The following is a 25769-nucleotide window of genomic DNA, read 5'->3' as shown; positions in this document are numbered from 1 at the left end:
GATCATCCGGCCAGTTTTTCGACAAACGGAACGACGTCGGCTTCATACGAAAAACCGACCGTGTCACCGGCATCGACGAACTGTTTGACCTGTTTTCCATCGGCGTCAAAAATCAGCACGGCGGGGATCGAAGGAATTCCGACGGTTGCAAAGACGTCATCGCTCGGCGTGTTGCACAGGTAGTTTTCGAAGTCCGCGCCCATTGCACCCAGGAAGGCGGTGACCTTGTCCGAATAGTATTCCGGCGGACGCGATTTTCGTCCGTCGTAGTCCACCGCCACGCCGATGCAGACCACGTCGTCGGACATGGATTTGCTGAGCCGGACGAGTCCGGGGAATTCCTTGACGCAGGGTTCACAAACGGTGGACCAGAGGTCGACGACGGTGATCTTGCCGGTCGATTTGGCGTGGGATTCGATCGCCGACCAGCTCGCGAATTGCAAGTCCACGCCGCTGTTGCTTTGCCCTGCATCCGCCGCTGAATCATCGGACGAATCATCGGACGGGGGGGCGGGATCGAGATCGGGCATTTCAATGCCGCCGGCCCCCGGTTGGGTCGGTCCGCCGGATTCGGGCTGGGCTTGGCCCGAGGGGGCGCCGGCTTCATCGCCGATTTCGACCGCTTGATCGGGAAGCTGGATGCCGCTGCCGCCGGCCGGCACCGCCGGCGTTGCTGACATCGCCGGTGTCGCGGGGGAGGTCGATTCGCCGGCGTTTTCGCTGCCGGTCGAGTCGCCGGCTTCGACGGACGCCGGCTCGGGCGACGGGCTGTCGCTTGATGCGTCGTTTGGTGCGTCGCTGCCGCCACAGCCGACCAAGAGGGCGGCTGCGAAGACGACGAGAACACGGGACAGCTTGCGAGTCCGGTGTCGGAAAGGCCTTGGATCGGTGTGACGCATGGACATCGTGGAAGTCTGCCGAAGTTTGGTAGGGAAGGACGGTGAAGAGGCGAAAAATCAGCGACGAACAGGCTCCGTTGGCTTTGGGACCCCCATTCTTCAGATAAACTGTGTCGCATCCGCCGCGCACCAACATTGTCCAGAATTTGATTGATGACCGCAACTGATGGAGACATGTCGACGACCGAATTAGTGGTCGCATCCAAAGCCGGCGACAATTCGGCGTTGGGGCAATTGCTGGAACAGTATCGCGGGTACTTGTTGATGCTCGCGCATCGCAATTTGTCCGAACAGCTTCGCCGCCGCGTCGATCCGGGGGACATCGTTCAAGTCACGTTTTTGGAAGCAAAACGCGACCTGCATTCCTTTCGTGGCGATTCGCCGGGAGAGTTTGCCGCGTGGTTGCGTGGCATGTTGAAAAACAACGTCGCCACGGCCGTGACGCGTCACGTCATGACGCAAAAGCGGAGTATTCGTCGAGAAGTCAATGCCGATGCCAAGCAGGGAAACGATTCGGGCGGTGCACCCTGGATCGCCCAATTGCCCGGCAGCACCACCAGCCCTTCCGGTGTGGTGATCAAGGAGGAAACAGCCGTCGCCCTGTTGGAAGCATTGCATCAATTGCCCGAAACGCAGGCCGAAGCGATCCGATTGCGTTACATGGAAGGTTTGCCGCTGGCAATCATCGTCGAGCGGATGGGAAAATCCGACACCGCCGTCGCTGGCTTGCTAAAACGAGGGTTGCAGAAACTGCGGACCATCATTGATCCCAAGAACAATCCGTACATGTAGGTCCCCATGCGGCCCGCTCCGTGCCGACCGCGGAGGGCGCGCCCCCCGCCACGGTGATTGCGGCCTCTGATGCTGGTCGATGTGAAGACGCCACCCCTTCCCCTGATCCTTCGTCCGACTATTCCATGCCCGTTCCTTCCGAAGCCGATGATCCGATCGACGAAGCGTTCGCAGCCTACCTGCGTTCGTGTGATGAAGGATCCGTCGGATCGCGCGAAGAGTTTTTGGCACAGTTTCCCGAGATGGCCGAGGAACTGAAAAGTTTGATGGACGCGGCCGATGCGATCCATCGTTTCACCGGGGCAAGCGTTGCGGACTCGGGCGAGATCGGGCAAGCCGCCGCGGCCGCGGACACCGTCGACTTGAAGGTCGCCGGGCCCGACGATTCCGGGGACGATCCCGCCGCGACACTGCCCGAGGCGCATCGTGCGAAAGGCGATCCGGGGCCCACGCTGCCCTACACGCTCGGCGATTATGAACTGTTGGAGGTGATCGGCCGCGGTGGGATGGGCGTGGTCTATCGTGCGACCCAACGCATGCTCAATCGAACCGTGGCGGTCAAAATGATTCGCGGCGGAATGCTGGCCTGTGAGAACGATGTGCGGCGGTTTTATACCGAAGCCCAGGCCGCCGCCCGGCTGCATCATCCGGGAATCGTTCCCGTGTATCAATTCGGGCACGAAGCCGGCCACCACTTTTTTTCGATGGCGTTGATCGAAGGGACGGATCTGCAACGCAAGATCAACGACGGCGAGCTGAGAATCGAAGACGCCGCCCGATACGTTCGCGATGTCGCGCGGGCATTGGAGCACGCCCATCAGAACGATCTGCTGCATCGCGACATGAAGCCCGCCAATATTCTGATCGATCAAAAGGATCGTGTTCACATCACCGATTTTGGCTTGGCCAAGAATCTGAGCACCGACAGCAGCGTGACCGGCAGCGGTGCGGCCGTGGGGACGCCCAATTACATGGCGCCCGAGCAGGCGGGGGGGCACAGCGATCGGGCCACGCGGCAAAGCGACGTGTATTCACTCGGTGCGATCCTGTTTGCCTGTGTCACCGGGCGACCACCCCTGGTCGGCGACACGGTCGTGGAGACGTTGATGCAGGTCGTGCACGAGCCGCCGCCGGCGATGCGTGCGTTTCGCAGCAACGTGCCGACGGATTTGGAGACGATTGTTGCCAAATGTTTGGAAAAGGAACCTCGCAAACGCTTTCAATCGGCCGGAGACCTCGCCGAAGACCTGGACGCGTTCATGGAAGGCCGACCGATTCTGGCGCGGCCCCGCGGGCGGTTGCTGAAAACGTGGCATTGGGTTTCCGGCGTCCCCTTGGTCGGCGCCTTGATCGGTCGCAAGATCGTGCGCACCTCACCCGGACACCGCCGTTTCCAGGCCGCGATGCTGTTGCTGTTGGCCCTCTCGCCGTTCCTGTTTGTCATCGGGGCGATGCTCTGGAGCCGTCACATTGAAGCGATGCCGCAATCGGTGGCGTTGGCCGGTGGGCTGGAACAAGGCTCCTACAACCGTGTCTCGCAAGCGATCGCCGATCGGTTGGAACGCTCGGCCGCAGTGGCGACGCGTGTCATCGCCAGCGAAGGGTCGCTGGCCAACCGCCAACTGTTGATCACCCGAGAGGTCCAGCTTGCGCCGATGCAGGCCTCGGCGATCAGCGGTGACGATTTGTGTGTCATTGCACCATTGTTTTATGAAGTGGCGCATCTGCTAGTCCGTGCGCCCGAACTCTTGGCCCCACCTGAATCCGTCGGCTTGCAGTTTCTGGCCGGACAACGCATCGCGGTCGGTCCGATCGGCAGCGGTTCGCGCCGCGCCGCGGACATGATCCTGGATTCGCTGCAACTTCCCGCCGACGTCGCGCCGCGTGAAGTCATCGCCTGGGAACAGTTGCAATCGCCGGACGCACCCGATGTCGCGCTGATCTGTGTCGGCCGTGGCAGTGGCCTGGTTTCGGAATTGCTGCGGCGCGATTGGCGTCTGGTCGCGATCCCGCAAGGCATCACGATCTCCATGCAACACCCGACGCTGCGGACGATCACGATCGACGCAAAGGATTACCGGACCGCAGGCATTCCCGATGGGGGGCTGGCGACGGTCGGCACCACCGCCTTTTTGGTCGCCCGTCGAGACGCGCCCTCGGCTCTGGTGCAAACCACGCTGGAACTGCTGTACCAACCCCCGCGGCTGTTCGTCGACCTGATCCCCAGGGAACGTGCCGCCGAATGGCAGGGATTGGATCTTCATCACGCCGCACGACGCTACTTCGAATCGCTCGACATCGGAACGCGATGAGGGCGTTACACGCCCCCCGCCTTGTCTGATCCTGTCACAGTCGAATCAAGGCAAATCGCCCGGCAGCACCGCGTCATGATCGGTCCAGTCGATAGGATCGGTCCCCGCCATTCCCCTCGGGTCGGGTTCATCGAATCGTGCGGGTCCCGTTTCAAATTGCGAAACCTAGGGTTGCCTGAGTCTTCGGTCCCCAGGAACCCACCGCATGTCGACGCGTCCACCTCTCTCACACGATCCACCCAACGCCGACGAGCCCCCGGGCGCGCCGTCGGATGGGCACGGTGAGACAATCGGTGAGACCATTCCTGAAGCGACCAGCGGTGCAACCGCCGGGCGTACGGATGCCGGCGCGAGATCGGACGAGACGGCGCCGACGAAAACAGCGGCGACGAACAAAAACGAACGCCCACCACGGGATTCGCCGGACCGAGACGGCACGTCGGGCGACCGAGACGATTCGATCCCGACGCTCTCGGCGAGTCAATTCGAAAGCGAACATTCACAATCGCTGCGGAGCAAGTTGGTCTTGGCGCTGGCGTTGATGTTGGGCGTGGTGGTCGGCATCGATGAAATCGTCCGGCAAAAAGTGATCGCGCCCGAATTCGCCAACCTGGAACGCGTCGCCGCACTCAAGGACACCAATCGAGTGCTCTCGGCGATCAACACCGAAGTCGAATTCCTCTCCGAAACCGCGGCCCAGGATGCGATCCGCATCGACATCCATCTGCGGGCCCAGGACGGTGGCGATCCTGCCGAACAGCTTGCCAGCGCGATGCCGCTGGGGATGCTCGGTCAGGGGAAACGCGTCGAGTGGGCTGCGATCACCCGTCAAGACGGAAATTGGACTTGGCTGACGACGACCGCGCCCGCTACAGAAGACGATTCAGAAGACGAAGCGTCCTCGACGCGACCCGACTTGGCCGACCTCGAATTTCCCGGCATCGCCAAGCGGATCGCGGCTCAGCGAGACGTAGCGAGCGGTTCGGACGACGCGAACACCGTTCGCGGGATGACGCGTGGCAGTGACGGCCAGTTGTACTTGTTCGCCGCCGTTCCGCTGTACCAACGCACCCACGGCGTGCCGCATCGCAACCACCACGGTGCCGTGGGGCGTCAGACGCCGGCATCCTTCTACGTCGTCGGTCGCCAGTTCGGTGATGCGGTGATGACGGATCTTCAGCAACGGACCAGCGTTCTGTTTTCCGTTCGCCCGCTGACGCATGACGTGACATTGAAACAGTCCATTGAGGTGGAACCGACCGACAGTTCGCTGCTGTGTGTCCGCTGGCCGCTGTTGAGTCCGTCCGGCAGCCCGTTGGCGGAACTGAGCGTCCATCTGCCACGGGAAGTCACCAGTCGCAGCAACCGGACCACCGCCTTTGCCCGCTATCTTTCATTGTGTGGGGCCTGTGCTTCGTTGTTGCTGTTGTTGCTGTTATTGCAGCGGATCGTGATCGGGCGGATCGAGAGGATTCGTGAGCATACCGAACAGATTGCACGCACCGGGATCATTTCCGAGGAGACCGGCGCACCGGTCTTGCGGGTCGCCGGGCACGACGAGATCGGCCAGTTGGCCCAGTCCTTCGATCGGATGCGGACACGTTTGGGCGACGCCCAGCGACGGCTCTCCGACGCCTCGCACGCGGCCGGAATGAGTTTGGTGGCCGACACCGTGATTCACAACGTCGGGAATGTGCTGACGAACGTCAACAGCCTGATCGAAACCGCGACGCGACGCGTGGAAAGCTTGCGGATCGAACCGCTCGAAAAGCTCGCCTCTCGGTTGCGGCAAGACGACGTCGACATCGCCCTGCAACGCGCGACGCCGGATTATCTGCAGCGTTTGAGCGCGACCTTGGAGGACGACAAAGACGATTTGGCCGCCCTGCTGCAAACGCTCAATGACAACATCCAGCACATTCACCAGGTGATTCGTGACCAGCGGCGGCATGCCAACCAGCCGATCAAATGGGCGCACCTGGACGTCAACGGTGTGATCGCCGAAGCGGTCCGTTGCAGCCAGGCTCGGCTGGAAAAGGACAACGTCTCGGTCGACTTCAAGCGAGAGAATGATGTTCTCATTTGGACCGATCGGTCGCTGTTGCTGCAAATCCTGATCAATATCATCACCAATGCCGGCAACGCCACGCAGGACATCTGTCACCGACAGCCGACACTCACGATTGATCTGATCCGCACCAAAACGACCGTCCGGCTTCGATTCCGTGACAACGGTTGCGGGATGGATGAAGCCACCCTGGCGCGCGTTTTTGATGCCCACTTCACGACCCGCCAGTCGGGAAGCGGATTGGGGCTGCATTTCTGCGCGATCGCCATGAAACGAATCGGCGGGGCCATTCACGCCGAAAGCGACGGTCCCGATCGGGGCGCCACCTTCATCCTCGAGGTGCCGGTCGTCAAACCGTCCGACGAAAGCGACCCCGGACATTCCAGCGAAGCTCCCGATCTGGTCGGTACCGCCAGCGGATCTTCCGGCAGCCATCGATGAAGGGAAATCACGGAGAGAATAAATGACAGACTTTGAAACGGAACGCCGCGTTCTGATCATTGATGACCAATCACAGATTCACGAAACGTTTGCGCGCATCTTTCAATGCGATCAACGCAGTGAACATGAATTGGATGATTTCGAGGCGCGTTTCCTGTTGGATGACTCCGAGCCGCAAGCGAGCCAGCGGTCCAGTGCACCGGTCTTCGCCCTGACGCATGCCTACGGCGGCGAAGAAGGCGTCTATGAAGTCCAAAAATCGGTCGAAGCGGGAGAGCGGTTTTCCGTCGCCTTTGTCGACATGCGAATGCCCAGGGGAATGGACGGATTGGCGACCATCCGCCGGTTGTGGCGGATCGATGCCGATTTGCAAGTCGTCATCTGCACCGCCTACAGCGATCACACCTGGGACGATATCGTTCGCAGCCTCGGCTACAGCGACAAGTTGTTGCTGCTCCGCAAACCCTTTGAACATGACGAAGCACGTCAATTGGCGTTGGCGCTCAGCGAGAAATATCGTCTCTCGATCCGACAGGAAGAGAAGCTCCAACTGCTCAAGAGCGAAGTGAATCGGCGGCGTAAAGCGGAATCGGAACTGAGAGACATGGCGCATCGGGACGCGCTCACCGCGCTTCCCAATCGTCCGTTTTTGATCGAAAAACTGGAACAAGTCCTCGCCAACCAGGGGCCGCGGCGGCGATCCCATGACGCGCTGCTGTTTCTCGATCTGGACAATTTCAAAATCATCAACGACAGCCTCGGCCACGAGGCCGGTGATGACCTGCTCAATCAGGTCGCCGTCCGGCTTCAAGAATGCGTTCGCGATCACGACACCGCTTCCCGCTGCAGCGATTCGGTCGAAACCAGCAACGATGCGGCCGGCGATGAAACGATCCGCTTGGGCGGCGATGAGTTCGTCGTGCTGCTGGAACGGTTGGCCCATCGCGACGACGCCCTGCTGGTCGCCCGGCGGATCGTCCAGCGGATCTGTGAACCCTTTTCGCTCGGTGATCGACTGGTCACCGTCGGGACCAGCGTCGGAGTCGCATTCATCGATGACTCGCTGGCCGACGGCCACGAAGCCCTTCGCAACGCCGACACGGCGATGTATCAGGCCAAAAATTCGGGCAAAGGCCAGATCGCGGTGTTTGACCAAACCATGCACGATGCGGTCGTCGCCCGGCATGAGCTGGAAGCACAGCTTCGCGTCGCGTTGCGGGAGGAAAAATTTGAACTGCGCTACCAACCGATCGTGAATCTGAAGAGCTGCGAGATTCAAGGCGTCGAAGTCCTGTCGCGATGGCGAGGTGACGACGGAGAATACGTGCCCCCGAGCGAATTTGTGCCCGTTGCCGAAGAGATCGGATTGATCAACCATTTCGGCGAATGGGTGCTCGAACGATCGATGCGTGAATTCAGCGCCATGATGGCGTCGTTTGAGGACGCACAGCGACCGCAAGTCTATCTGGGCGTCAACATTTCGCGGCGCCAGCTCGCCGATCCCTTCTTCATCGATCGGCTGCAAGCGATCATCGATCGCACGCGGTTCAAGTGGTCGCTGAAACTGGAAATGTCCGAAAACGGAGACACCCGTCACAACGAACGCTCCCTGCAAACGATGTTGGATCTGCACCAAAGCGGTGTCGGGATTCACATCGACGATTTTGGCAAAGGCAATTCGTCGCTGACCTGCTTTCACGACTATCCGATCGAGACCGTGAAGATCGATCGCACGTTCACCGCCTCGATCACGATCGACCATGGGCATGCGATCATCACCCAAGCCATCGTTCAACTCGCGCACCACCTGATGGCAAACATCGTCTGCCAAGGCGTCGAGTCGGCTCAGCAATTGAATCTGCTGCAACAGTGGGGATGCGACCTCGCCCAAGGCTACATCTTTGCGCCGCCGCTGGATATCGTCCAACTGGAACGATTGCTGATCACCCCCGGTGAAAGCGACGGGATCAAAATCCTGAAGTCCACCGTTCCGGCCCCGGTGACGATGCCCGGTGGCACGACCGGCGGGATTCAACTGCCCAGCCGCTGAGTCTGCCCGGTCGCTGAGCCTGCCCGGTCGCTGAGCCTGCCCGGTCGCTGAGCCTGCCCGACACGTCTTGGGTTACAATCGCGGCATGATCGATCTGTCTCGTTCCACCCCGCAACAACCACGACGATGATTCCACGATTGCTCGCCGCCTGCCTTGCCGTCTCCCTTACCTCCGCGACGGCCGCGGCCGTCCAGCCGCCGCGTGAAATCAAAAACGTCGTGATGATCGTCGCCGACGATCTCAAGGCGAGTGTGCTGGGGTGTTATGGCGACAAGGTCTGTGCGACACCCAACCTGGACCGCCTTGCCCGCAACGGGATGGTTTTCCGACGAGCCTATTGCCAGGGGACCTGGTGTTTGCCCTCGCGGATCTCCTTCATGTTCGGCCGCTATCGGGACAAACAGAATGTTTCCCTGGGACAGCACTTGCAAACCCACGGACTCAGCAGCACCCGTGTCGGCAAAATCTTTCACATGCGTGTCCCGGGCGACATCATCGCCGGGACCGACGGCCAGGACCATCCGGCGTGTTGGTCGGCGCGGTTCAATTCGCCCGGACCGGAGGCGCATACGCCGGGCGAGTACGCGTGTTTGAATCTGAATATCGTGACGCGTGATTTGCAGAATCGACAATCCACCCGAATGCCCCATCGCATGTTCGTGTCGGTCAAGGGCGATGCCGATGGGACCGAGCAACCGGATTACAAATCGGCCAGCAAGGCGATTGAACTTTTAAAGCAGTCGCCAGAACGCCCGTTCTTTCTCGCCGTCGGGCTGGTGCGACCGCATTACCCGATGGTTGCCCCCGGCAAGTACTTTGAGCCGTACGGCATTGAACGCATTGAAATGCCGGCCAACTGGCACGACGACACCGACGACATTCCGAAACTGGGGATCGCCAAGACCAACAACCGGAAGAACGCGATCGGAAACTACCCCGAGAACCAGAAACGCATGTGGGCCGCCTACTACGCCAGCGTGACGTTCATGGATCATCAGGTCGGGCGAATCCTGGACGCCCTGGAGGATTCACCCCACCGCGATCAGACGGCGGTGATCTTCACCAGCGATCACGGTTACCATCTCGGGGAGCATGGGTTCTGGCAGAAGAGCAACCTGCACGAGGAAGTGATCCGCGTCCCGTTGCTGATCGACGCCCCCGGCATGCCATCCGGTCAATCCGATTCGCTCGCCGAGTTGGTTGATCTGTACCCGACGATCTGTGACTTAGTCGGTGTGCCGGTCGCGGCGGCCGCCGAGGGGACCAGCCTGATGCCGGTGCTTGCCGACTCGACCGCCGGCGTGAAATCCGAAGCGCTCTCGTTTCAAAATGGAACGTCGATTCGCACCGACCGCTGGCACATGATGCGTTATGACGACGACAGCGAAGAGCTCTACGACATGCACAACGACCCCGGTGAAACGACCAATCTGGCGAACCGATCTCAATACGCCGAGGTGCTCCAGCGGCTGCGGGAACGACTACGCGAGCGAACCGATCACTTCACCGAGCGGAAGACCCAGCGGTAATTCAGCGGTTCGGGCATGTTGTACTTGTCCAGAATATACGCTTGCTCTTCGGAGTCTTCGAACGAAGGCATGCCGAAGCGAATGAAGTCTTCGGTTTGACTCATCGCGTCGCCGGGCCGAAAGAAATTCAATTGCAACGCTTTGCGACGGTACGGTGCGTCATCGCCTTCACCGTCCTGTTGGAACGCGTTGGTCAGTCCCGAAACGTACAGCGAGACGTAATCGACGTTCGGATTGACATCCATCCAGGTCAACACGCCCCAGACTCCGGGGGCGCTTTCATCGGAGGAAAGCGGAATCCGCTGGCGGGTGATTTCGACGCTGTTGTACAGCGGTGCGGTGATCTGTTCGCGGGCCGCGATCATTTCTTTGGCGCTGGGGATGATCCGGTCCAGGTACTCTTGGCCGCTGACGTGATCTTTCAGGGTGACCAGGGGAAAGAACCGTCGCGAGTCGTAGGAGACCGATTCGAGCCGTTGATACAGTTTTGAACCGCCCACTTCGTCGGCCGCCGGTCGCAAGTCGCCGCCCCGATAACGCACGCGATAGACCATGTACCAAACCAGTTTGCGTTGCAGTTTGCCGCTGCCGACCGGCACATCGACATACATTTGACGCAGGGGTTTAAAGGAAAATTCCAGGCAGTAAATCTCGCGCCGCAAGACGACCTGTTTGGCCATCTCGACCAACGTCCGCGAACGGGGATCGAAATGCGGTGAGCCGTTTTCGAAGGTCGGCGCTTTCCATTCCAGTTCGGGATGGGCACTGAGAAACGTCTTCAGCGTCAGCGGGCCGTCAAAGGTTTCGTCGGGGCTGGCATCACCGGGGACGATGGTCACCACGCCCGGGGCGAACTGGGTCGCCTGCTCCGTCGTGGCGTCTTGGGGTTGACCGGATGCTTGGGCGCTTGCCTGGGGGCAGCGAACGGCTGCCAGGCAAACCAACATCGATCCCAACAGCACCGTAGCACGGCGCGGGGTCAGTCGCGCGGGCGTGATTTGATTTTCAGCAAGGCTCATGTCAGGAACTCGGTCAGAGATTTTGGATTAGCGGACGGATCTTCGGCGGCCGGCGTGGGCCTACCTCCGATCACTGGAACTGAGGGTTTCGGTGTCATCGGTCGGGGGGCGGCTGGCGATCTCCGGATCGGCCTCGGGCTCTCCGGCGATCGCTTCCTCGTCACCCGGCTTGCCGTCGTGGATTTCCGTGGGGTCGAGAAATCGCAGGGAATCGGCGAGCTGGGCGTCGTTGCCGGCAAAGGCTTCGAGCTTGTCGGCGGACAGCGTGAAGGTCGCTTGAACTCGACGTCCCTCGTCATCGGAGAAGTGCATCATAATCCATCGAATCGGTACGCCTTGGGTTTCTCCGTCGGCGACGACGCGCAAAACCCGTAATCCTTGTGCACTGACCCGCTGATCCCCCTCGACCAGCTGTGTCAGCTTTTCGCCGAGTGTCTGTCGGACGGCCGCCTCAAACGCCTCCAGCGTCCACTGCTTGCCTTCGGGCAGCTGGACCAATGGGCGTAGATTGCACTGGGCGATGCTCCGGTCATGGTCGATCATTCGCATCACCGCCGAACCGGGGGCGTCGCTGATCATCCGCCACTTGCGGTCCATCATCGTCCCGACCTCCAGCTGACGACTTTGCAGCTCGACGTACATCCGCTCCCGTGGGATCTCGCGGTCAAACTCAATCACCGCCCGCTCAGCCGGCAAGGCCACCGCTTGGGCCATCGGGCGACGGACCATTCGGATGGTGGCCGAGACATCAAATCCGGGTTCGGCGCGGCTGATTTCACGGGTCTCGTGGATCGCCAACGCCAGCCAGGTGCAGGTCTTGGCGTTGCGGTCGAATGTCATTTTGCCGATCAGCCGAATTCGCGTGCCGACGCCATCGATCGACCCTTCGATGTCGCCTTCCAATTTGAAACGCACCGCGTCCTCGGAAATCCCGGCGACGGTGCTTTCCACCCGTCCGCTGTCGACCGACGTCAGATTCAAAACGGAGCACAGGGCGTCCGAATCGATCTCATAGCGGTCTCCCTCGATCACACGTTCGCCCGGTAGGAATCGGTCGACCGAGACGCTGGAGACGGGGGATTTGAGCAGCGAAAGCTCGCCGTGGGTGAAAAAATGATCCGGCGAGTAGATCGATTCGGGCAGCGATTCGCGGCGGACGATCGCCTGTCGCATCGATTTTCGCAAATCCTGCTCGCTCGACGTCTTGTTCAGAACGCTTTTGTTGGATGCGGTGTGGTAATACCGCTCGGCGGCCACCACCTCGGACGAAGCGGCCGCGTCGGCAGGCCGCCGGTATCGCTCCTCATAGTCCAGGACCGCTTGGGACGTGATCGGAAACGTCTGCCGCGTCTCTTTGGACGCAATCGCGTTGTCGGAAACCCTGACGTTTCCTTTCACATCCATCTCGATCCGCACCCGCATCAATTGTTGGGGCCCGGCGACGATGTTGGCCGATCCGGTCGCCGCCCGACTGGGGGCAGCGAGCGACGCCGAAGCGATCGCGAGAGAGCCGGCGAGAAAGGAGCGACGATTGGCGGTGACGTCGTGGCTGGGCATCTGAAAGTCCATTTCGGTGGGCAGTCCGGAAGTGGCCGATCGACCCCCGCCGCGCGCAGCACGGCGGCTTGGGAGATCGCCTGTCTCGCAATGATCGACCGTCGGCATTGGGGCGGTTCAGCCGAAATACCCCGCTCGGGGCGATTCAGGGGGCAGTTCCCGGGCCCGAAAGGTGTGCAGCCGTCGTGTTCCGCAAAGTCGATTCTTGGACAGCGGTCGCATTGCGAGACTGCCTTTTGTGCAGCCTGTCTGAAATTTTTACACACAATGCAGGCAGCGCCGCAAAAATGCGCGACACCCCGAAAAGGTTTTCGGGTTTCTAAAGTGTTGCCAGTAAAGGGTTTGCGGCGAAAATTGAGGGAAATCGTGACAAATCGCTGCAGAATTGGCCCCAAATTTCCTACAAGGTGTCCCGGACGCAGGCAACCGCTGCCAAGCTCATCGAGTTGGAATAGTGGAAAAAAAATCGACTCAAAGTGTCGGGTTTCATCCCCAAGCAACGAGTGGTTTTCTAGAAACTCATTCAATCGAGGTGAACCGAGCGGCGGAGGCTCTCGTCCTACAGGCATCCGCATTTGTGGACAGCAACGTTTTTAACGGCTGTTGTCCTGCGACTGTCATTTCGGTCGACATGGAGTCGGCTAGGGAACTTGTTCTGGGGGTCAGGCCATCCGGTTTGACCAGAGGTGTCGAGCCAAGGCTCGACATTGAAACCTAGGCCAAGCGACCGATATCACCTGGAGGAGACAGGTGACCCCGGGCAACCGAGGCGATTGGACTGGGCGATCCGCCGGGATTGCAAGGACGTTTGGCCAGTCTACGCCAATAGCGCTGGGAGACCACAGTGATGCACGACAATTACCGCGACATAAAAATCAAAGACCTGCGCGATCAGCTCCGCTTCAATCAAAAAACAAAATTGATTGAGCAGGCTGCCGCTGCGGAAACCCTACTGAGCGAAATCGAAGAGGATCGAGATTACGCCTACGACTTTTTGTGCTATCGAATCACCAATTATCGCTCCGACCGACCCGGTCGACACAACATCGCCTCGGCCGATCTGGCTCATGACTTGCGCCTGTTGATCGAAGATCTCAGCGAGTTGGCGGATCTGTCGGTCGAGGAAATCGCCGAACAGGTTCACACCGTTCAAGACCTCAGTCGCCAGTTCAATGTTTCGACCAAGACGATCAGTCGCTGGCGCGAAGCCGGTTTGGTCAGTCGACGGTTGCTCTTCGGCGGCCGCAAACGCGTCGGGTTCCTCAACAGCAGCGTGGAGCAGTTTGTGGCTCGCAACAAGGCCAAGATCCAGCGTGGCGAACGCTTCAGCCAGCTGACCGAAGATGAAAAAAGTGAAATCATCGAACGGGCCAGACAGTTGGTCGAAGGCGGGGCGGCCCTGGCCGATGTGACTCGTCTGTTGTCCGAGCAGATGGGGCGGAGTGCGGAAACCATCCGATACACGCTCAAGAACTTTGACGCCGACAACAAGTCGATCGCGATTTTCCCCAACCATCGCGGCATCCTGTCCGATGACGACAAACGCTCGATCTTTAACCAGTACCTCGGCGGCGTCTCCGTCCCGCAGTTGTGCCGACGGTTCAAACGGACTCGCAACAGCATCCAACGAATCCTGGTCGAAATGAGACGGCAACGGATCATGGAGCTGCCGTTGGACTACATCTACAACGAAGACTTTGAAGCGGTCTCGCGCGAAGCGGAATACCTGGGTGTGGAGCCGGAACCGGCCAGCGCACCTCGGAAAGTCCGCGTGCCGAGCGATCTGCCCAGCTATCTCGCGTCGCTGTACGACGTCCCACTGCTGACCCGCGAACAGGAGTACCATCTGTTCCGAAAGATGAACTACCTCAAGCACAAAGCCAGTCGCTTGCGGGAGACGATCGGGACCGAGGCTGCCGGGAAAGCCGCGGTGATGAACGACATCGAGGCGTTGTACGAACAGGCGGTCAAGGTCAAAAACCGAATCGTCCAAGCCAACTTGCGTTTGGTCGTGTCGATCGCCAAACGCCACTTGGCCGGCACCGACGATTTCTTCTCGTTGGTCAGCGACGGAAACATGTCGCTGATCCGCGCGGTGGAGAAATTCGACTATTCGCGCGGCAACAAATTCAGCACGTATGCGTCGTGGGCGATCATGAAAAATTTCGCCCGCACGATCCCGAACGAATTCAAGCACCGCGATCGGTTCCGAACGACGACCGAAGAATTGTTCCTGGCGCGACAAGACGAACGGGTCGATCCCTACGTGGAAGAATCCGCCCAACGCACCCGCAAACGCGAGCTGTCCCGAATCCTCAATCGATTGGACGAACGCGAGCAGAAAATCATTTCGGCACGCTTCGGACTCGAACGCGGCAGCGAGCCGCTGACGCTCAAGGAGGTCGGCGAGGAAATGGGCGTGACCAAAGAACGCGTTCGGCAACTCGAAGCGCGGGCGCTGGCGAAACTGCGAACCGCCGCCAGCGAAAACAACATCGAAATCGATTTCGAACAATAAGTGGGGGAAGCTTCCAGCTTGCCATACGTCACGCACCGCGTGACGTACCGGCCGTGTTCCCAGGCTCTAAAGGTCGTGCGGTTTTTAGGCGTTGATAAGAAAAGGGTTTGGTCACTCTCCCCCTGGGAGAGTCGAGCGTAGCGAGGAGAGGGTTTGCCTTGGTGCGCCGTCGGAGATGGAGGTGACTGAAGCGAAAGTGGCGATTCACCGTTCGACCTCCCTTCGCTTCGCTCGACCCTCCTGCCAGGAGGGTGGCCTTCAGACTGCGCGACCTCCTCGCCTCTGACAGGCTGGAAGCCTATCCCACTGTCCAGCCTATCCCACTGTCCAGCCTATCCCACCAGATCATCTGACTGCTTGACGAATTGGTCTCCGTCCCAGTTTTCGTCGGTCGTGATCCCGGCACCCCGCTTTGCCTTGGCCTCTGCCTTTTCGGCTTTCGCCTCCGCCTGGCGCCGGACCAGGTCCGCGTGGGTTGTGAAATAGGGGAGTGCTTTGCCTTTGAAATCATCGATCGTTTCAAAGCCGTGCTTGTCCATGAACGCGAGCAATTGTTCTTTCATGGTTTCCACCAGTTTGTACCCGTGCTTCATCACGCCGGTGCAAACTTGAACGGTGTCGGCGCCTAGCAGGAAGAACTCCGCGGCGTCTTCCCCGGTCTCGATCCCTCCCAGTCCCGAAAGGGTGCGTCCGGGAAATTCGTCACGGATCAATGTGGCGATTTCCATGTTCATCCGCAACGCGATCGGCTTGACCGCCTTGCAGGAGTAGCCGCCCGGCGTGGTGTAGCCCTCGACCGTGGGCATCGGTCGCAGCGTTTCCAAGTCGACGCCGATGACACTCCGGATCGTGTTGATCGCAGTGATGCCGTCCAGGTCTGCTGCCAGACAAGCCCGTGAAGGATCTTCGATGTGCGTCACATTGGGCGTCATCTTGGCCCACACGGGCTTGGTCGTCGCGGCCCGCACCCAACCACACACCTCGCTCAAGATGTCCGGGTTTTCGCCCATCGCCGCGCCCATCTTGCGTTCGGGCAATCCGTGGGGGCACGAGAAATTGCATTCGAACATGTCCACGCCGGCGGCTTCGCAACGTTCGATGATCTCGAACCAGGCGTCTTTGTTGAACTCTTCCATGATCGATGCGATCAAGACGTTGTCGGGATAAGCGTCTTTGACCCGTTTGTATTCGTCGATCCACTGGTCGAACGACATCGTGGAAATCAACTCGATGTTCTCCCAGCCGTAGGGTTCGCCGGAATGGTCCTTCAATCGTCCATAGCGCGGGGCAACGTTGATGACTTTGGACGCATCCAAGCTGACCGTTTTTGCGCACGACGCGCCCCAGCCGTCGGCGAACGATCGGCAGATCACCCGCGCGTTGGTTCCCGGCGGCCCCGATCCGATCACAAACGGATTGGGAAACTTGATTCCATTGACGGTTGTTTCAAGGGTCGGCATCTCAGTCGTCTTTCAGTGTGGGGTAAGCTTCCAGCTTGCCATTGCAGTCGTGGGATAGGCTTCCAGCCTGTCACTCGTTCCCAGGCTCCCGCCTGGAATTCTCTCGTTCCCAGGCTCCCGCCTGAAATTCTCTCGTTCCCAGGCTCCCGCCTGAAATTCTCTCGTTCCCAGGCTCCCGCCTGGGAACGCATTTCGTGGAGGCTCTGCCTCCGTTCCATCATGCCGGAGGCGGAGCCTCGGGCAATCCCCGTTCCATGGCAGAGCCTTGGAACGAGTGGTACGTGGGATAGGCTTCCAGCCTGTCGTGTCCTGGATTTGACAGGTTGGAAGCCTCTCTCACTTTTCTGTCTAACCGCCCATTTCTGCGAGGCATTCATCGATCGTCGCGAGCAGGAATTGGGCGTCATCCTTGGTGATGCACATCGGCGGTTTGATCCGCATGGTGTTGCCAAACAACCCGCCTTTACCGAGGATCAGTCCGCGCTGTTTCGTCTTTTCCATCAGTTCCGCGGCCTCGGCCGATGCCGGTTCTTTGGACGTCGGATCTTTGACCAATTCGACGCCCAGCATCAGTCCCATGCCGCGAACATCTCCGATCAAGGGATGTTTTTCTTTCAGCTGCATCAGGCCATCGATCAGGAAGTCGCCGATCAGGGCGGCGTTCTCCTGAATTCCCTCGGCGTCGATCACTTCCATTGTCGCCAATCCCGACGCCATTGAAACGGGGTTTCCGCCAAAGGTGTTGAAGTGGACTCGATGGGTCATTGTCGACGCCACGGGCTCGGTCGCGGTCACGGCGGCCAGTGGCGCGCCGTTGCCGATCCCTTTCGCCATCGTGATGACGTCGGGCTTGACGCCCCAGTTCTGGTGTGACCAGTAGTGTTTTCCGGTCCGCCCGAATCCGCCTTGAACTTCATCGGCGATGCACAGCCCACCGTGCTGACGGACGATGTCGTACACAATCGAAAAGAACTCCGGCGGCGGCACGACCGTCCCGCCGACCCCTTGGATCGGTTCACCAATGAAGCAAGCGATCTGGCCCGGCGTCTGGTACTCGATCACGTTCTTGATGTCGTGGGCGCACTTCACATCGCAACTGGGGTACTCGAGCCCCAGCGGGCATCGATAGCAGTAGCCGGGCACGCTGTGCGTGATGTTGGGTTGCGGGTTGCTGGGGAATTTCCAGGTCCCGTGCGCCGTCATGCCCATCGCGGTCGTGGTCCCGCCGTGATAACCGTTGCGGAGGGCGACGACGTCTTGGTTTCCCGTGAACTCGCGCGACATCAGCACCGCGATCTCATTGGCTTCGCTGCCCGAGTTGGTGAAATAGGTACGATCCAGCGGAACACCGGCCGGGTCGGACGGCATTTTAGAGGCCAGCTTGGCCGCAAACTTGGCGATCGTCGGGTGCAGATAGATCGTTGTGGTGTGCTGCAACCGACCCGCTTGCGCTTGGACCGCTTGGGCGACGTGCGGATGACAGTGCCCGACACTGACCGTGACGATCCCCGCGAACGCGTCCAGGTAGCGTTTGCCGGTTTCGTCCCACAGGTACTGCATGTTGCCTTCGACGATCATCAGCGGATCGCGATAATACGTCAGCACGCCCGGATTGACGTACTGGTGACGCAGCGCCAGGACTTCATCACGCGACGGGCCGTCGTAGGGCTCTGGCGTATGGTGACAAGGCGGCAGTTGGGCTTGCGGCAGATCGACAGGTGGCATCACGATGGCTCCGTGAAAGGTTCCTGCGGCTCCAGGCCGCGTTCTCGACGTGTTCCTGGAATCAGATTGTCCAGCGCGATCCCCAGGATTGCAGCGACCGCCATTCCCGTCTGTCCGATCGCGTTGATCACATCGTCCAGTCCATCGATGAAGGTCGCTTGGACCGCTTCGGAACCGCCGTTGGCAAAATAGTACGGCACACTGATTCCCATGAACAATGCAAATCCACCGATGAACAGGTTGCGGTCGCTGGACAATTCGGCCCTGGCAAACTGTCGAATTCCGACGGCGGAGATCAAACCGAACATCACACAATACAACCCGCCGACGACCGGTTGCGGGATCGCGGCGGCCAAGGCTCCGAATTTCCCGAATAATCCCAGCAGGATCAGGATCACCGACCCGAGCTGAACCACATAACGCGATCCGACTTTGGTCAATCCGATCAGTCCGACGTTTTCCGAATAAGACGTCGAACTGAAACCGCCAAGGATCCCCGTCAGCGCGCAGCCGATTCCTTCGCATCCGATGCCCCTGGAGATCTCTTCCGGCGTCGGATCACCGCCGCCCGCCATCTGCTTGCAGGCGTGGTAGTCGCCGAAACTTTCGATCATCGACGCCAGGTACCCCGCGATGACCGCGACGATGAATCCCAATTGAAACTTGGGCATGCCCCAGGGCAAGACGACGTCGCGGACGCGAAACCAAGATGCCTGCTCGAAGGCGTCCAAATTCGGCCGTGCCGGATGCCCGGGGCCGAAGATGCCCAGCAAAGAACAAAACGCACAAACCGCGACCGCACCCACGATCGCCAACAGCATCGGGAACATCTGGAAAATCAAATGGTGACGCGACCAGATAAAGGAGAACGTGGTGATCAGCACCATCGTCAAAATCGAGATCGGCCAGTGGGACGCGGCGATCGGGGCGCCGGCAGAGTACAGCGCCAATCCGATCAACATGATCACCGGACCGACGACGACCGGCGAAAGCACCTTTCGAATCTGGCCCATCAGCCCGCTGAAACCGACCGCGATTTCGAAAACGGCGCCGACGAGGATCGCACCGGCGATGTAGGGCATCGCGGCGCCCGGCGTGACCGATTCGCCTTCGGGGTGGATCGTCGCGATGATCATGAAGAACGCCGCGAGAAACGAAAAACTGACTCCTTGAATGATCGGCAATCGTGATCCGAACGTCGCTTGAATCAGCGTCGCGATCCCCGAGCAGAGCATCACGCTGGAAATCAACAACGCGATCGCGGCGGTGTCCATGCCCATCGCCGGACCGAGCAACAACGGAACGGCCACGGTCGAACCGAACATGGTCAAGACATGCTGCATCGCCAGCACCACCGCTTTGCCAAGCGGCGGCCGATCGTCCAGGCCGTATATGATTTTGTTTTGCATGATTAATTGTGGGATAGGCTTCCAGCCTGTCATCCCCTGCTGTGGGATAGGCATCTTGCCTGTCATTCCCTGAATCGACAGGCTGGAAGCCTATCCCACTCTCGCTACAGCTCCGTGATTGCACCGTAGGTTTCCGGACGGCGGTCGCGGAAGAATTGCCAGGTGTTGCGGACTTCGCGGATCATCTCGAAGTCCATCTCCCCGATCACGATGTCGGTCTCGTCGCGTTTTTTACTTTGCGCGAACAGCTGGCCGCGTGGATCACAGAAATAACTTTGGCCGTAAAACTGGCCGATGTTCCAGGGGCCCTCGGTGCCGGGACGATTGATCGCGCCGACGAAATATTGATTGGCGACCGCGTGGGCCGGTTGTTCCAGTGTCCACAAGTATTCGCTCAAACCGGCGACCGTCGCGCTGGGGTTGAACACGATCTCCGCCCCGCCCAGCCCCAGGCAACGCGCCCCGTCGGGGAAGTGGCGGTCATAGCAAATGTAGACGCCGACTTTGCCGATCCGCGTGTCGAAGACCGGATAGCCGAGGTTGCCGGGGCGAAAGTAAAATTTCTCCCAAAACCCTGGGCTGCAGTGGGGGATGTGCATCTTGCGAAACTTGCCAAGATACGACCCATCGGCATCGATCACTGCCGCGGCGTTGTAATAAACACCCGTCAGGTCTTCTTCATAGACCGGCACGATCATCACCATTTCGTGCTTCTTGGCCAGTTCCATCATCAACTTCGTCGTCGGGCCGTCGGGCACCCGCTCGGTCATCTCGTACCACTTCGCGTCTTGTTCGGCGCAGAAATACGGGCCATAAAACAGTTCTTGCAAACAGCAGACCTGTGCACCTTGGTCGGCGGCCTGGGCGATCAGGTCGACGTGCAAGTCGATCATCGATGCCTTGATCTTTTCCACCGGCGAAGTCGCAGGTTCACAAAGCTTTGCCTGGATCAAAGCTCCTCGGACGATTCGTGCCATCGGTCAAATTTCCTCGTTGTCGAAAGTGGGATAGGCTTCCAGCCTGTCATTCCCTGGATTTGACAGGCTGGAAGCCTATCCCACTGGAAGCCATACCCACGTCAACCACGTGAACGCTAAGCTTAACAGCATCGGGTGATTTTCGTGATACGACTTTGCCGACGCGCCCGCGTTCCCCGATTTCACTCCCAGTTCAACGGAATGACAGTTCAACGGAATCCGCGATGAGTACAGAAACACCGACGGCGAAACTGCGGATCGGATCGAAATGGATCGACGGCGGAGGTGCAACCGGTTCCACACCGGTGTTCAATCCGTCGACCGGGGAGATCATCGCGAAAACTCCGGTCGGCTCGGCCTCCGATGTCGATGCCGCCGTCGCCGCCGCCCTGGATGCCCAGCCCGAGTGGGCTGAAACCCCGGTCGTCGAGCGGGCTCGGGTGATGTTCGCCTATCGCGAGTTGATCGCCCGTCACTTTGAGGAATTGGCGCGTCTGGTGACACGGGAGCATGGAAAGACCTACGGCGAAGCCCGTGCGGAGGTCCAACGCGGCCTGGAAATGGTCGAGTTCGCTTGCAGCGTTCCCGTGATGCTCTCCGGCGACACGTTTCCGCAAATCGCCGAAAGCGTCGACGGAGAAACGAATCGGCATCCCGTCGGGGTTTGCGTGGGGATCACGCCTTACAACTTTCCCAACATGGTTCCGCTGTGGATGTTTCCGATCGCGATCACCTGCGGAAACACGTTCGTGCTCAAGCCCAGCGAGAAGGTACCGCTGAGTGCGATCCGTTTGGTGGAACTGCTCGTCGAAGCGGGACTTCCCGACGGTGTGATCAATCTGGTCCATGGCGGGAAAGAAGTGGTCGACGCGCTGCTGCAGCATCGCGACGTCGCGGCGGTGTCATTTGTCGGTTCGACATCCGTCGCCAAACACGTCTACCAACTCGGCACCGCGCACGGGAAACGGGTGCAAGCGGCCGGCGGAGCCAAGAATCATTTGATCATCATGCCGGACGCGGATGTGGATCAATCGTCCAAGGCGCTCGCCGCATCGGCATTCGGCTGCGCCGGTCAACGCTGCATGGCCGGTTCGGTCGCGATTGCCGTCGGTTCGGCCGGCGATCCGTTGTTGGAACAACTGGTCGGGTTCGCCGGAAAACTGAAGGTCGCGCCCACCGACAACAACGACGCGTCGGAGATGGGGCCGGTGATCAGCGGCGATCATCGCAGTCGTGTGGCCGGTTACCTGGAGACCGCCGAGCGGGTCGGTGCAAAGGTGGTTCTGGACGGACGCGATGTGGACGCCGGTGACGCCTTTCTGTTGGGCCCCAGCATCGTCGATCAAGTCACCACGGACATGCCGCTGTGGAAGGAAGAGATCTTTGGACCGCTGTTGTCGGTCGTTCGCGTGGATTCGTTGCAGGAGGCGCTGGCGATCGGAAGGGCGTGTCCGTTCGGAAACGGCGCCTCGATCTTCACCAGTGACGGATATGCGGCACGCGAATTCAAACGTCACTTCAACGCCGGCATGATCGGCATCAACGTCGGCGTGCCCGCGCCGATGGCGTGGTTGCCGTTTACCGGTTGGAACCAATCGTTCTTCGGCGACCTGCACATTCAGGGCACCGAAGGCGTCCAGTTTTACACCCGCCAAAAGATGACACTGACCCGCTGGTTCGAATCGGCCAGCGAATCCCATCACGACCCGGTCTGGAAATCGAAGTAGCCCGCGGACCTGCGCAGTGAACACCGCCTGTGACGACTTGTTTCACCTGCGATACAGCAGGGGCTTTTCGTCCTGGTCGATCAGCACCATCTGTCGATCCCCTGTCAACGCAATGTCCTTCAACTGGCCGCGCACTTTCATCAGGGGATTCAGGTTCTCGCCGCGCTGCTTTCGCTCGTACGCGGGGACGAATTCGGTCGCCGGTGACCAGCGTGACAGTTGGCCGCCACGATCGCTGACCAACCAATCATCACCAACTCTGCCGTGCACCCAGTGTGATCTCAATTCGTCAATGACGCGTCCGGAGTCGACGTCGTAGACCACCACGCGGGAGAAATGGCCGGCGACGATGCGTTTTCCGTCTGCGGAGAAGAACACACCCGGGTGTTCCGAATCGAGCGAACCTCGGGTTTGCACTGTTTTTAATGCACGTTCGTCTTCAGGGTCCCAGATCACGATGCGGTTCGTTTGTGCCAGCGCGATGCGTCCGCTTCGCTCGTCGATGTCGATGGCTTGGATCATCGAGATCCGGACGGTGCCGGTTCGTGGTGCGACTTCGGCCAATTCGACCACACGCTCTCGCGAACGAACATCGTAGATCCGAAGTGCGTCCTGTTCGGCCACCAAAAGTTGTCGGCCATCCTCCGAAAAACGAACACATCGGGATCGACGATCAATATTGGTGGGCCATCGAGATTTCCCCGCGGGATCGGCATAGTGGGCAAGCGGACGGCCGTCGTTCACCGACCAGACCTCCGTCGTCAATCCCTGACCGACCAGCGCGATCAACGATCCATCGGGCGACAAGTGAACGTCATGAATCGAACGCGTCCCAGGCTCGAACGCCGTGATGCATTTCCCGTCGCTGACATTCCAGACGTGAACGTATTGACCGACGGCCGCGATCCTTGAACCGTCTGACGAAGCGGTGACCAGTGACCAAGCCAAAACCGAATCGGCAGAAGACTCGGGACCGGGCCGCGAAGCAATCGCGTCCTGGCTGGGGAGGTGCCAAAGGCGTGTTCCGTTGTTGAATCCGACCGTGACGACGCCCTTCTGCCCATCAAGGGCGCTGATCCCATGCGCGGTCTCGTGGTGCCCGATGACACGAGTCGACCCTGTGTCGCGGTCCCAGATCAGTATTTCTTCCTCGCCCGTCAAGACACAGAATCGATTGCTGTCGTCGAATCGGTCCAAGGCGATCACGCGTCGAGGACCGGTTTGAAGATTCCTATTTTCCACAAACTGACCGGTTTGGGCGGACCAGGTTCGCACGGTTCCGTCGGTCAATCCGAGGATCCAATCTCCGTCTGGGCTGGGGGCGACGAGCGTCGGTTGCTCGGTAAGCGGAAATCGCACTCGCTGTTGCAGTGACGAGGTTTCGTAAATCGAAATCGCTTGCGTCTCCGCGATGGCGATGAATGCTCCGTCGTCACTGACGTTTGCATCGACCACTTTGACGTCATCGGACACCAATGGATGCGACTGTTCGCTGCGTAAATCGATCCAATGAGCATTGGGAATGTTGCGTCCCTCCGGGGTCCGCTCGCCGACCGCCACGAATCGCTGGCCGTCGGGATGGAATGCGATCCGATCCGCGTTGATGCTGCGATCGGTGGGAATCGGTACCAGAGAGTCGTCGGCAATCCGCAACAACTTCATCGGGCCGTAGGGAGAACCGAATGCGAGGAGCTGACCATCGGGAGAATAGGTTGCGCTGGTGAAAAACGTGTCGTCGGCCGATGGATCGATACGCCGTGTTTCCATCAGCGTGGCGGTTTCCATGTCCCACAACTGAACGTTCCGTCCACGAGGGCTGGCGAGAATCGGCTTGTTCGGATGTACGGACGACCGGCCTCTGGCAGCTAAGAGCAATCGAAATGCTTTCAGCTCTGCCCCCGGCGCTTGCAAATTCAGTCGCCAGTTCTGTTGCCCACCCGATTGAGAAACCTCCATCGACGGAACAACCAGATCGGGTTTCGGTCGATCTGGCAGGGGCACGGCCAATGGCGAGTCGGCGACTGGAGGATTCCCCCTGGCCGGCCCAGCCGGAGTCACGCGATTCGTCGCAACGGCATCCGGTCGCATTGTTGCGACATCACCGCGGAAGTACGAACGGCACAGCGGATACGCAAAAGGAAACGCCACGAGCAAACTCACCAACACGATTAAGAGTTTCGCGGTGCGCGACATGTGGTGGTTTCCGTCGATTGTCTTTCGATGTCGAGGAATTGCGGCGCTGGTTGTCGATTGGTTCTGTCGCGACTTCCGTTACAGCCGTTTCGCTTTGAGCAACACGATGGTGTTCATCGTAACCGCTTTCGGTTCGGCCTGCTTGAATGTCTTTTGCAGGTAGGGAAGGTTCGACAGGATCGGTGTCCCCGCGACGGCGTCGGGGCGATCGGTGGACTGAAAATACGGATCGAGCAGTAGCGTTTGCTTGGGCAACAATCTTGCCGTCGCGGTCGCCTGGCGCACTTCATGGCTGGGCACCTGGATCGTCTTTTGTCCTTCGCCGACACCGTAGACGTGGTGTTGTTGAACATCGGCAACGCGTGAATGTTGGATCTTGGTCCGCACCTTCAACGCTTCGCCGTCGACCTCGCCCAAGACTGTCACGTCGGTGCCTTCGCTGAGCACTTGGATGCCGGTTTGCACTGCGACCTGGCCTTCGTGCTCGACCTCCTGCAGGTCCGACAGAAACGGACGTTGCACCTGCTGCTGCAGCGAGGCCGCTTGTCCATCGCCGGCGATGATGTTCGGTCGCGCGAGCACCTTGCTGTTCCCGCTCTCGTTTGCCAACGCGTACAACCGTTCGACTTGGTCAGGGCTGATCACGGCGGTGGAGACAATGCTGCTGGTCGTCAAGGTGTGACGGCTGCCGAGGGTCAGTTCATCATCGGCGATCATCTCGACGGACGGATCGGTCACCTGCGTGATCCGCGTCTGCACTTTCTCGTCACCCAACTCGGCGTAAATCTTGTCGCGTGTCTCGGAGTCAACCGACAGGATTTGAACCTCAAACTTGATCTGTCCCTTGGGGGCGATAAAAGACGTCTTCTGCAGCACACGCGAAGCGGCCGTCCCGCTGCCGACCGCGTGAATCACCTTGCCATCGGCGAACGGTCCTGAGCTGGTGACCGGCGGATCCGCACCCTCCGCGGTGCAAACCCCGAGGACGACGACACACGCAAAGCTAGCAATTCGGGTGAGAGACATCATTCCTTCCATGGCGAGGCGGTTGGTGGCGAAGCGACGGTAAACGAGCCCATACCAAATCGAGCG

General features: G+C 59.8%; 16 protein-coding genes. 7 read left to right on the top strand and 9 right to left on the bottom strand.

Annotation, left to right across the window (positions count from 1 at the left end):
* Positions 1-2: 2 nt before the first annotated feature.
* Positions 3-905 (bottom strand): TlpA disulfide reductase family protein, encoded by a 903-nt coding sequence (locus tag Enr13x_RS33410; protein ID WP_145391203.1) that lies wholly within the window; start codon positions 903-905, stop codon positions 3-5.
* A 147-nt stretch (positions 906-1052) separates the two neighbouring features.
* Between Enr13x_RS33410 and Enr13x_RS33405 the strand changes: the two genes are divergently transcribed.
* The 5 genes from Enr13x_RS33405 (at position 1053) to Enr13x_RS33385 (ending at position 10092) form a co-directional block, all read left to right on the top strand.
* Positions 1053-1691 (top strand): sigma-70 family RNA polymerase sigma factor, encoded by a 639-nt coding sequence (locus Enr13x_RS33405; protein WP_145391202.1) that lies wholly within the window; start codon positions 1053-1055, stop codon positions 1689-1691.
* A 125-nt stretch (positions 1692-1816) separates the two neighbouring features.
* The gene (locus tag Enr13x_RS33400; RefSeq protein ID WP_145391201.1) at positions 1817-4003 is read left to right on the top strand and encodes a serine/threonine-protein kinase; all 2187 of its coding nucleotides are present in this window, start codon (positions 1817-1819) and stop codon (positions 4001-4003) included.
* A gap of 205 nt (positions 4004-4208) precedes the next feature.
* Entirely contained in the window at positions 4209-6512 is a 2304-nt protein-coding gene (locus Enr13x_RS33395; protein ID WP_145391200.1) for a sensor histidine kinase, read from the top strand.
* Positions 6513-6534: 22 nt separating this feature from the next.
* Entirely contained in the window at positions 6535-8562 is a 2028-nt protein-coding gene (locus Enr13x_RS33390; protein ID WP_145391199.1) for a putative bifunctional diguanylate cyclase/phosphodiesterase, read from the top strand.
* A gap of 126 nt (positions 8563-8688) precedes the next feature.
* Positions 8689-10092, top strand: a complete 1404-nt coding sequence (locus Enr13x_RS33385) for a sulfatase (RefSeq protein WP_145391198.1) — start codon at positions 8689-8691, stop codon at positions 10090-10092.
* Here Enr13x_RS33385 and Enr13x_RS33380 read toward each other — a convergent pair.
* Complete coding sequence (locus tag Enr13x_RS33380) at positions 10062-11111, bottom strand: hypothetical protein (RefSeq protein WP_145391197.1); 1050 nt, start codon at positions 11109-11111, stop codon at positions 10062-10064. The genes Enr13x_RS33385 and Enr13x_RS33380 overlap by 31 nt on opposite strands.
* A 60-nt stretch (positions 11112-11171) precedes the next feature.
* Entirely contained in the window at positions 11172-12680 is a 1509-nt protein-coding gene (locus tag Enr13x_RS33375; RefSeq protein ID WP_145391196.1) for a hypothetical protein, read from the bottom strand.
* Between the two features lie 835 nt (positions 12681-13515).
* On the opposite strand from Enr13x_RS33375, the gene Enr13x_RS33370 reads away from it, so the two are divergent.
* Positions 13516-15186 (top strand): sigma-70 family RNA polymerase sigma factor, encoded by a 1671-nt coding sequence (locus tag Enr13x_RS33370; RefSeq protein ID WP_145391195.1) that lies wholly within the window; start codon positions 13516-13518, stop codon positions 15184-15186.
* 332 nt (positions 15187-15518) lie between these two features.
* On the opposite strand, the gene preA is transcribed toward Enr13x_RS33370, so the two are convergent.
* The 4 genes from preA to Enr13x_RS33350 form a co-directional block, all read right to left on the bottom strand.
* Positions 15519-16646: an NAD-dependent dihydropyrimidine dehydrogenase subunit PreA gene (gene preA / locus Enr13x_RS33365; protein WP_145391194.1), complete on the bottom strand. Its 1128-nt coding sequence runs from the start codon at positions 16644-16646 to the stop codon at positions 15519-15521.
* A 348-nt stretch (positions 16647-16994) separates the two neighbouring features.
* The gene (locus tag Enr13x_RS33360; protein ID WP_145391193.1) at positions 16995-18371 is read right to left on the bottom strand and encodes an aspartate aminotransferase family protein; all 1377 of its coding nucleotides are present in this window, start codon (positions 18369-18371) and stop codon (positions 16995-16997) included.
* Entirely contained in the window at positions 18371-19780 is a 1410-nt protein-coding gene (locus Enr13x_RS33355; RefSeq protein WP_145391192.1) for a uracil-xanthine permease family protein, read from the bottom strand. The genes Enr13x_RS33360 and Enr13x_RS33355 overlap by 1 nt, the downstream gene beginning before the upstream one ends.
* A 104-nt stretch (positions 19781-19884) precedes the next feature.
* Positions 19885-20757: a nitrilase-related carbon-nitrogen hydrolase gene (locus tag Enr13x_RS33350; RefSeq protein WP_145391191.1), complete on the bottom strand. Its 873-nt coding sequence runs from the start codon at positions 20755-20757 to the stop codon at positions 19885-19887.
* Between the two features lie 224 nt (positions 20758-20981).
* Between Enr13x_RS33350 and Enr13x_RS33345 the strand changes: the two genes are divergently transcribed.
* On the top strand, positions 20982-22484 hold the full coding sequence (locus Enr13x_RS33345; RefSeq protein WP_145391190.1) for a CoA-acylating methylmalonate-semialdehyde dehydrogenase: 1503 nt from the start codon (positions 20982-20984) through the stop codon (positions 22482-22484).
* Positions 22485-22526: 42 nt separating this feature from the next.
* Here the strand turns inward: Enr13x_RS33345 and Enr13x_RS33340 are convergent, their stop codons facing one another.
* Entirely contained in the window at positions 22527-24269 is a 1743-nt protein-coding gene (locus Enr13x_RS33340) for a WD40 repeat domain-containing protein (RefSeq protein WP_197455543.1), read from the bottom strand.
* A gap of 486 nt (positions 24270-24755) precedes the next feature.
* Positions 24756-25706 (bottom strand): hypothetical protein, encoded by a 951-nt coding sequence (locus tag Enr13x_RS33335; protein ID WP_197455542.1) that lies wholly within the window; start codon positions 25704-25706, stop codon positions 24756-24758.
* Positions 25707-25769 lie beyond the last annotated feature (63 nt).

It is taken from the genome of Stieleria neptunia, assembly GCF_007754155.1.
Classification (GTDB): Bacteria; Planctomycetota; Planctomycetia; order Pirellulales; family Pirellulaceae; genus Stieleria; species Stieleria neptunia.
This window is presented reverse-complemented; position numbering and strand designations above follow the sequence as displayed.

What these genes read in the sequence shown, in the direction of transcription:
- Enr13x_RS33380 (WP_145391197.1), bottom strand. Translation starts at nt 11,111, where the DNA reads ATGAGCCTTGCTGAAAATCAAATCACGCCCGCGCGACTGACCCCGCGC.
- Enr13x_RS33350 (WP_145391191.1), bottom strand. Translation starts at nt 20,757, where the DNA reads ATGGCACGAATCGTCCGAGGAGCTTTGATCCAGGCAAAGCTTTGTGAA.
- Enr13x_RS33340 (WP_197455543.1), bottom strand. Translation starts at nt 24,269, where the DNA reads ATGGAAACCGCCACGCTGATGGAAACACGGCGTATCGATCCATCGGCC.
- Enr13x_RS33355 (WP_145391192.1), bottom strand. Translation starts at nt 19,780, where the DNA reads ATGCAAAACAAAATCATATACGGCCTGGACGATCGGCCGCCGCTTGGC.
- preA (WP_145391194.1), bottom strand. Translation starts at nt 16,646, where the DNA reads ATGCCGACCCTTGAAACAACCGTCAATGGAATCAAGTTTCCCAATCCG.
- Enr13x_RS33335 (WP_197455542.1), bottom strand. Translation starts at nt 25,706, where the DNA reads ATGATGTCTCTCACCCGAATTGCTAGCTTTGCGTGTGTCGTCGTCCTC.
- Enr13x_RS33390 (WP_145391199.1), top strand. Translation starts at nt 6,535, where the DNA reads ATGACAGACTTTGAAACGGAACGCCGCGTTCTGATCATTGATGACCAA.
- Enr13x_RS33395 (WP_145391200.1), top strand. Translation starts at nt 4,209, where the DNA reads ATGTCGACGCGTCCACCTCTCTCACACGATCCACCCAACGCCGACGAG.
- Enr13x_RS33400 (WP_145391201.1), top strand. Translation starts at nt 1,817, where the DNA reads ATGCCCGTTCCTTCCGAAGCCGATGATCCGATCGACGAAGCGTTCGCA.
- Enr13x_RS33370 (WP_145391195.1), top strand. Translation starts at nt 13,516, where the DNA reads ATGCACGACAATTACCGCGACATAAAAATCAAAGACCTGCGCGATCAG.
- Enr13x_RS33360 (WP_145391193.1), bottom strand. Translation starts at nt 18,371, where the DNA reads ATGCCACCTGTCGATCTGCCGCAAGCCCAACTGCCGCCTTGTCACCAT.
- Enr13x_RS33375 (WP_145391196.1), bottom strand. Translation starts at nt 12,680, where the DNA reads ATGGACTTTCAGATGCCCAGCCACGACGTCACCGCCAATCGTCGCTCC.
- Enr13x_RS33410 (WP_145391203.1), bottom strand. Translation starts at nt 905, where the DNA reads ATGTCCATGCGTCACACCGATCCAAGGCCTTTCCGACACCGGACTCGC.
- Enr13x_RS33405 (WP_145391202.1), top strand. Translation starts at nt 1,053, where the DNA reads ATGACCGCAACTGATGGAGACATGTCGACGACCGAATTAGTGGTCGCA.
- Enr13x_RS33345 (WP_145391190.1), top strand. Translation starts at nt 20,982, where the DNA reads ATGAGTACAGAAACACCGACGGCGAAACTGCGGATCGGATCGAAATGG.
- Enr13x_RS33385 (WP_145391198.1), top strand. Translation starts at nt 8,689, where the DNA reads ATGATTCCACGATTGCTCGCCGCCTGCCTTGCCGTCTCCCTTACCTCC.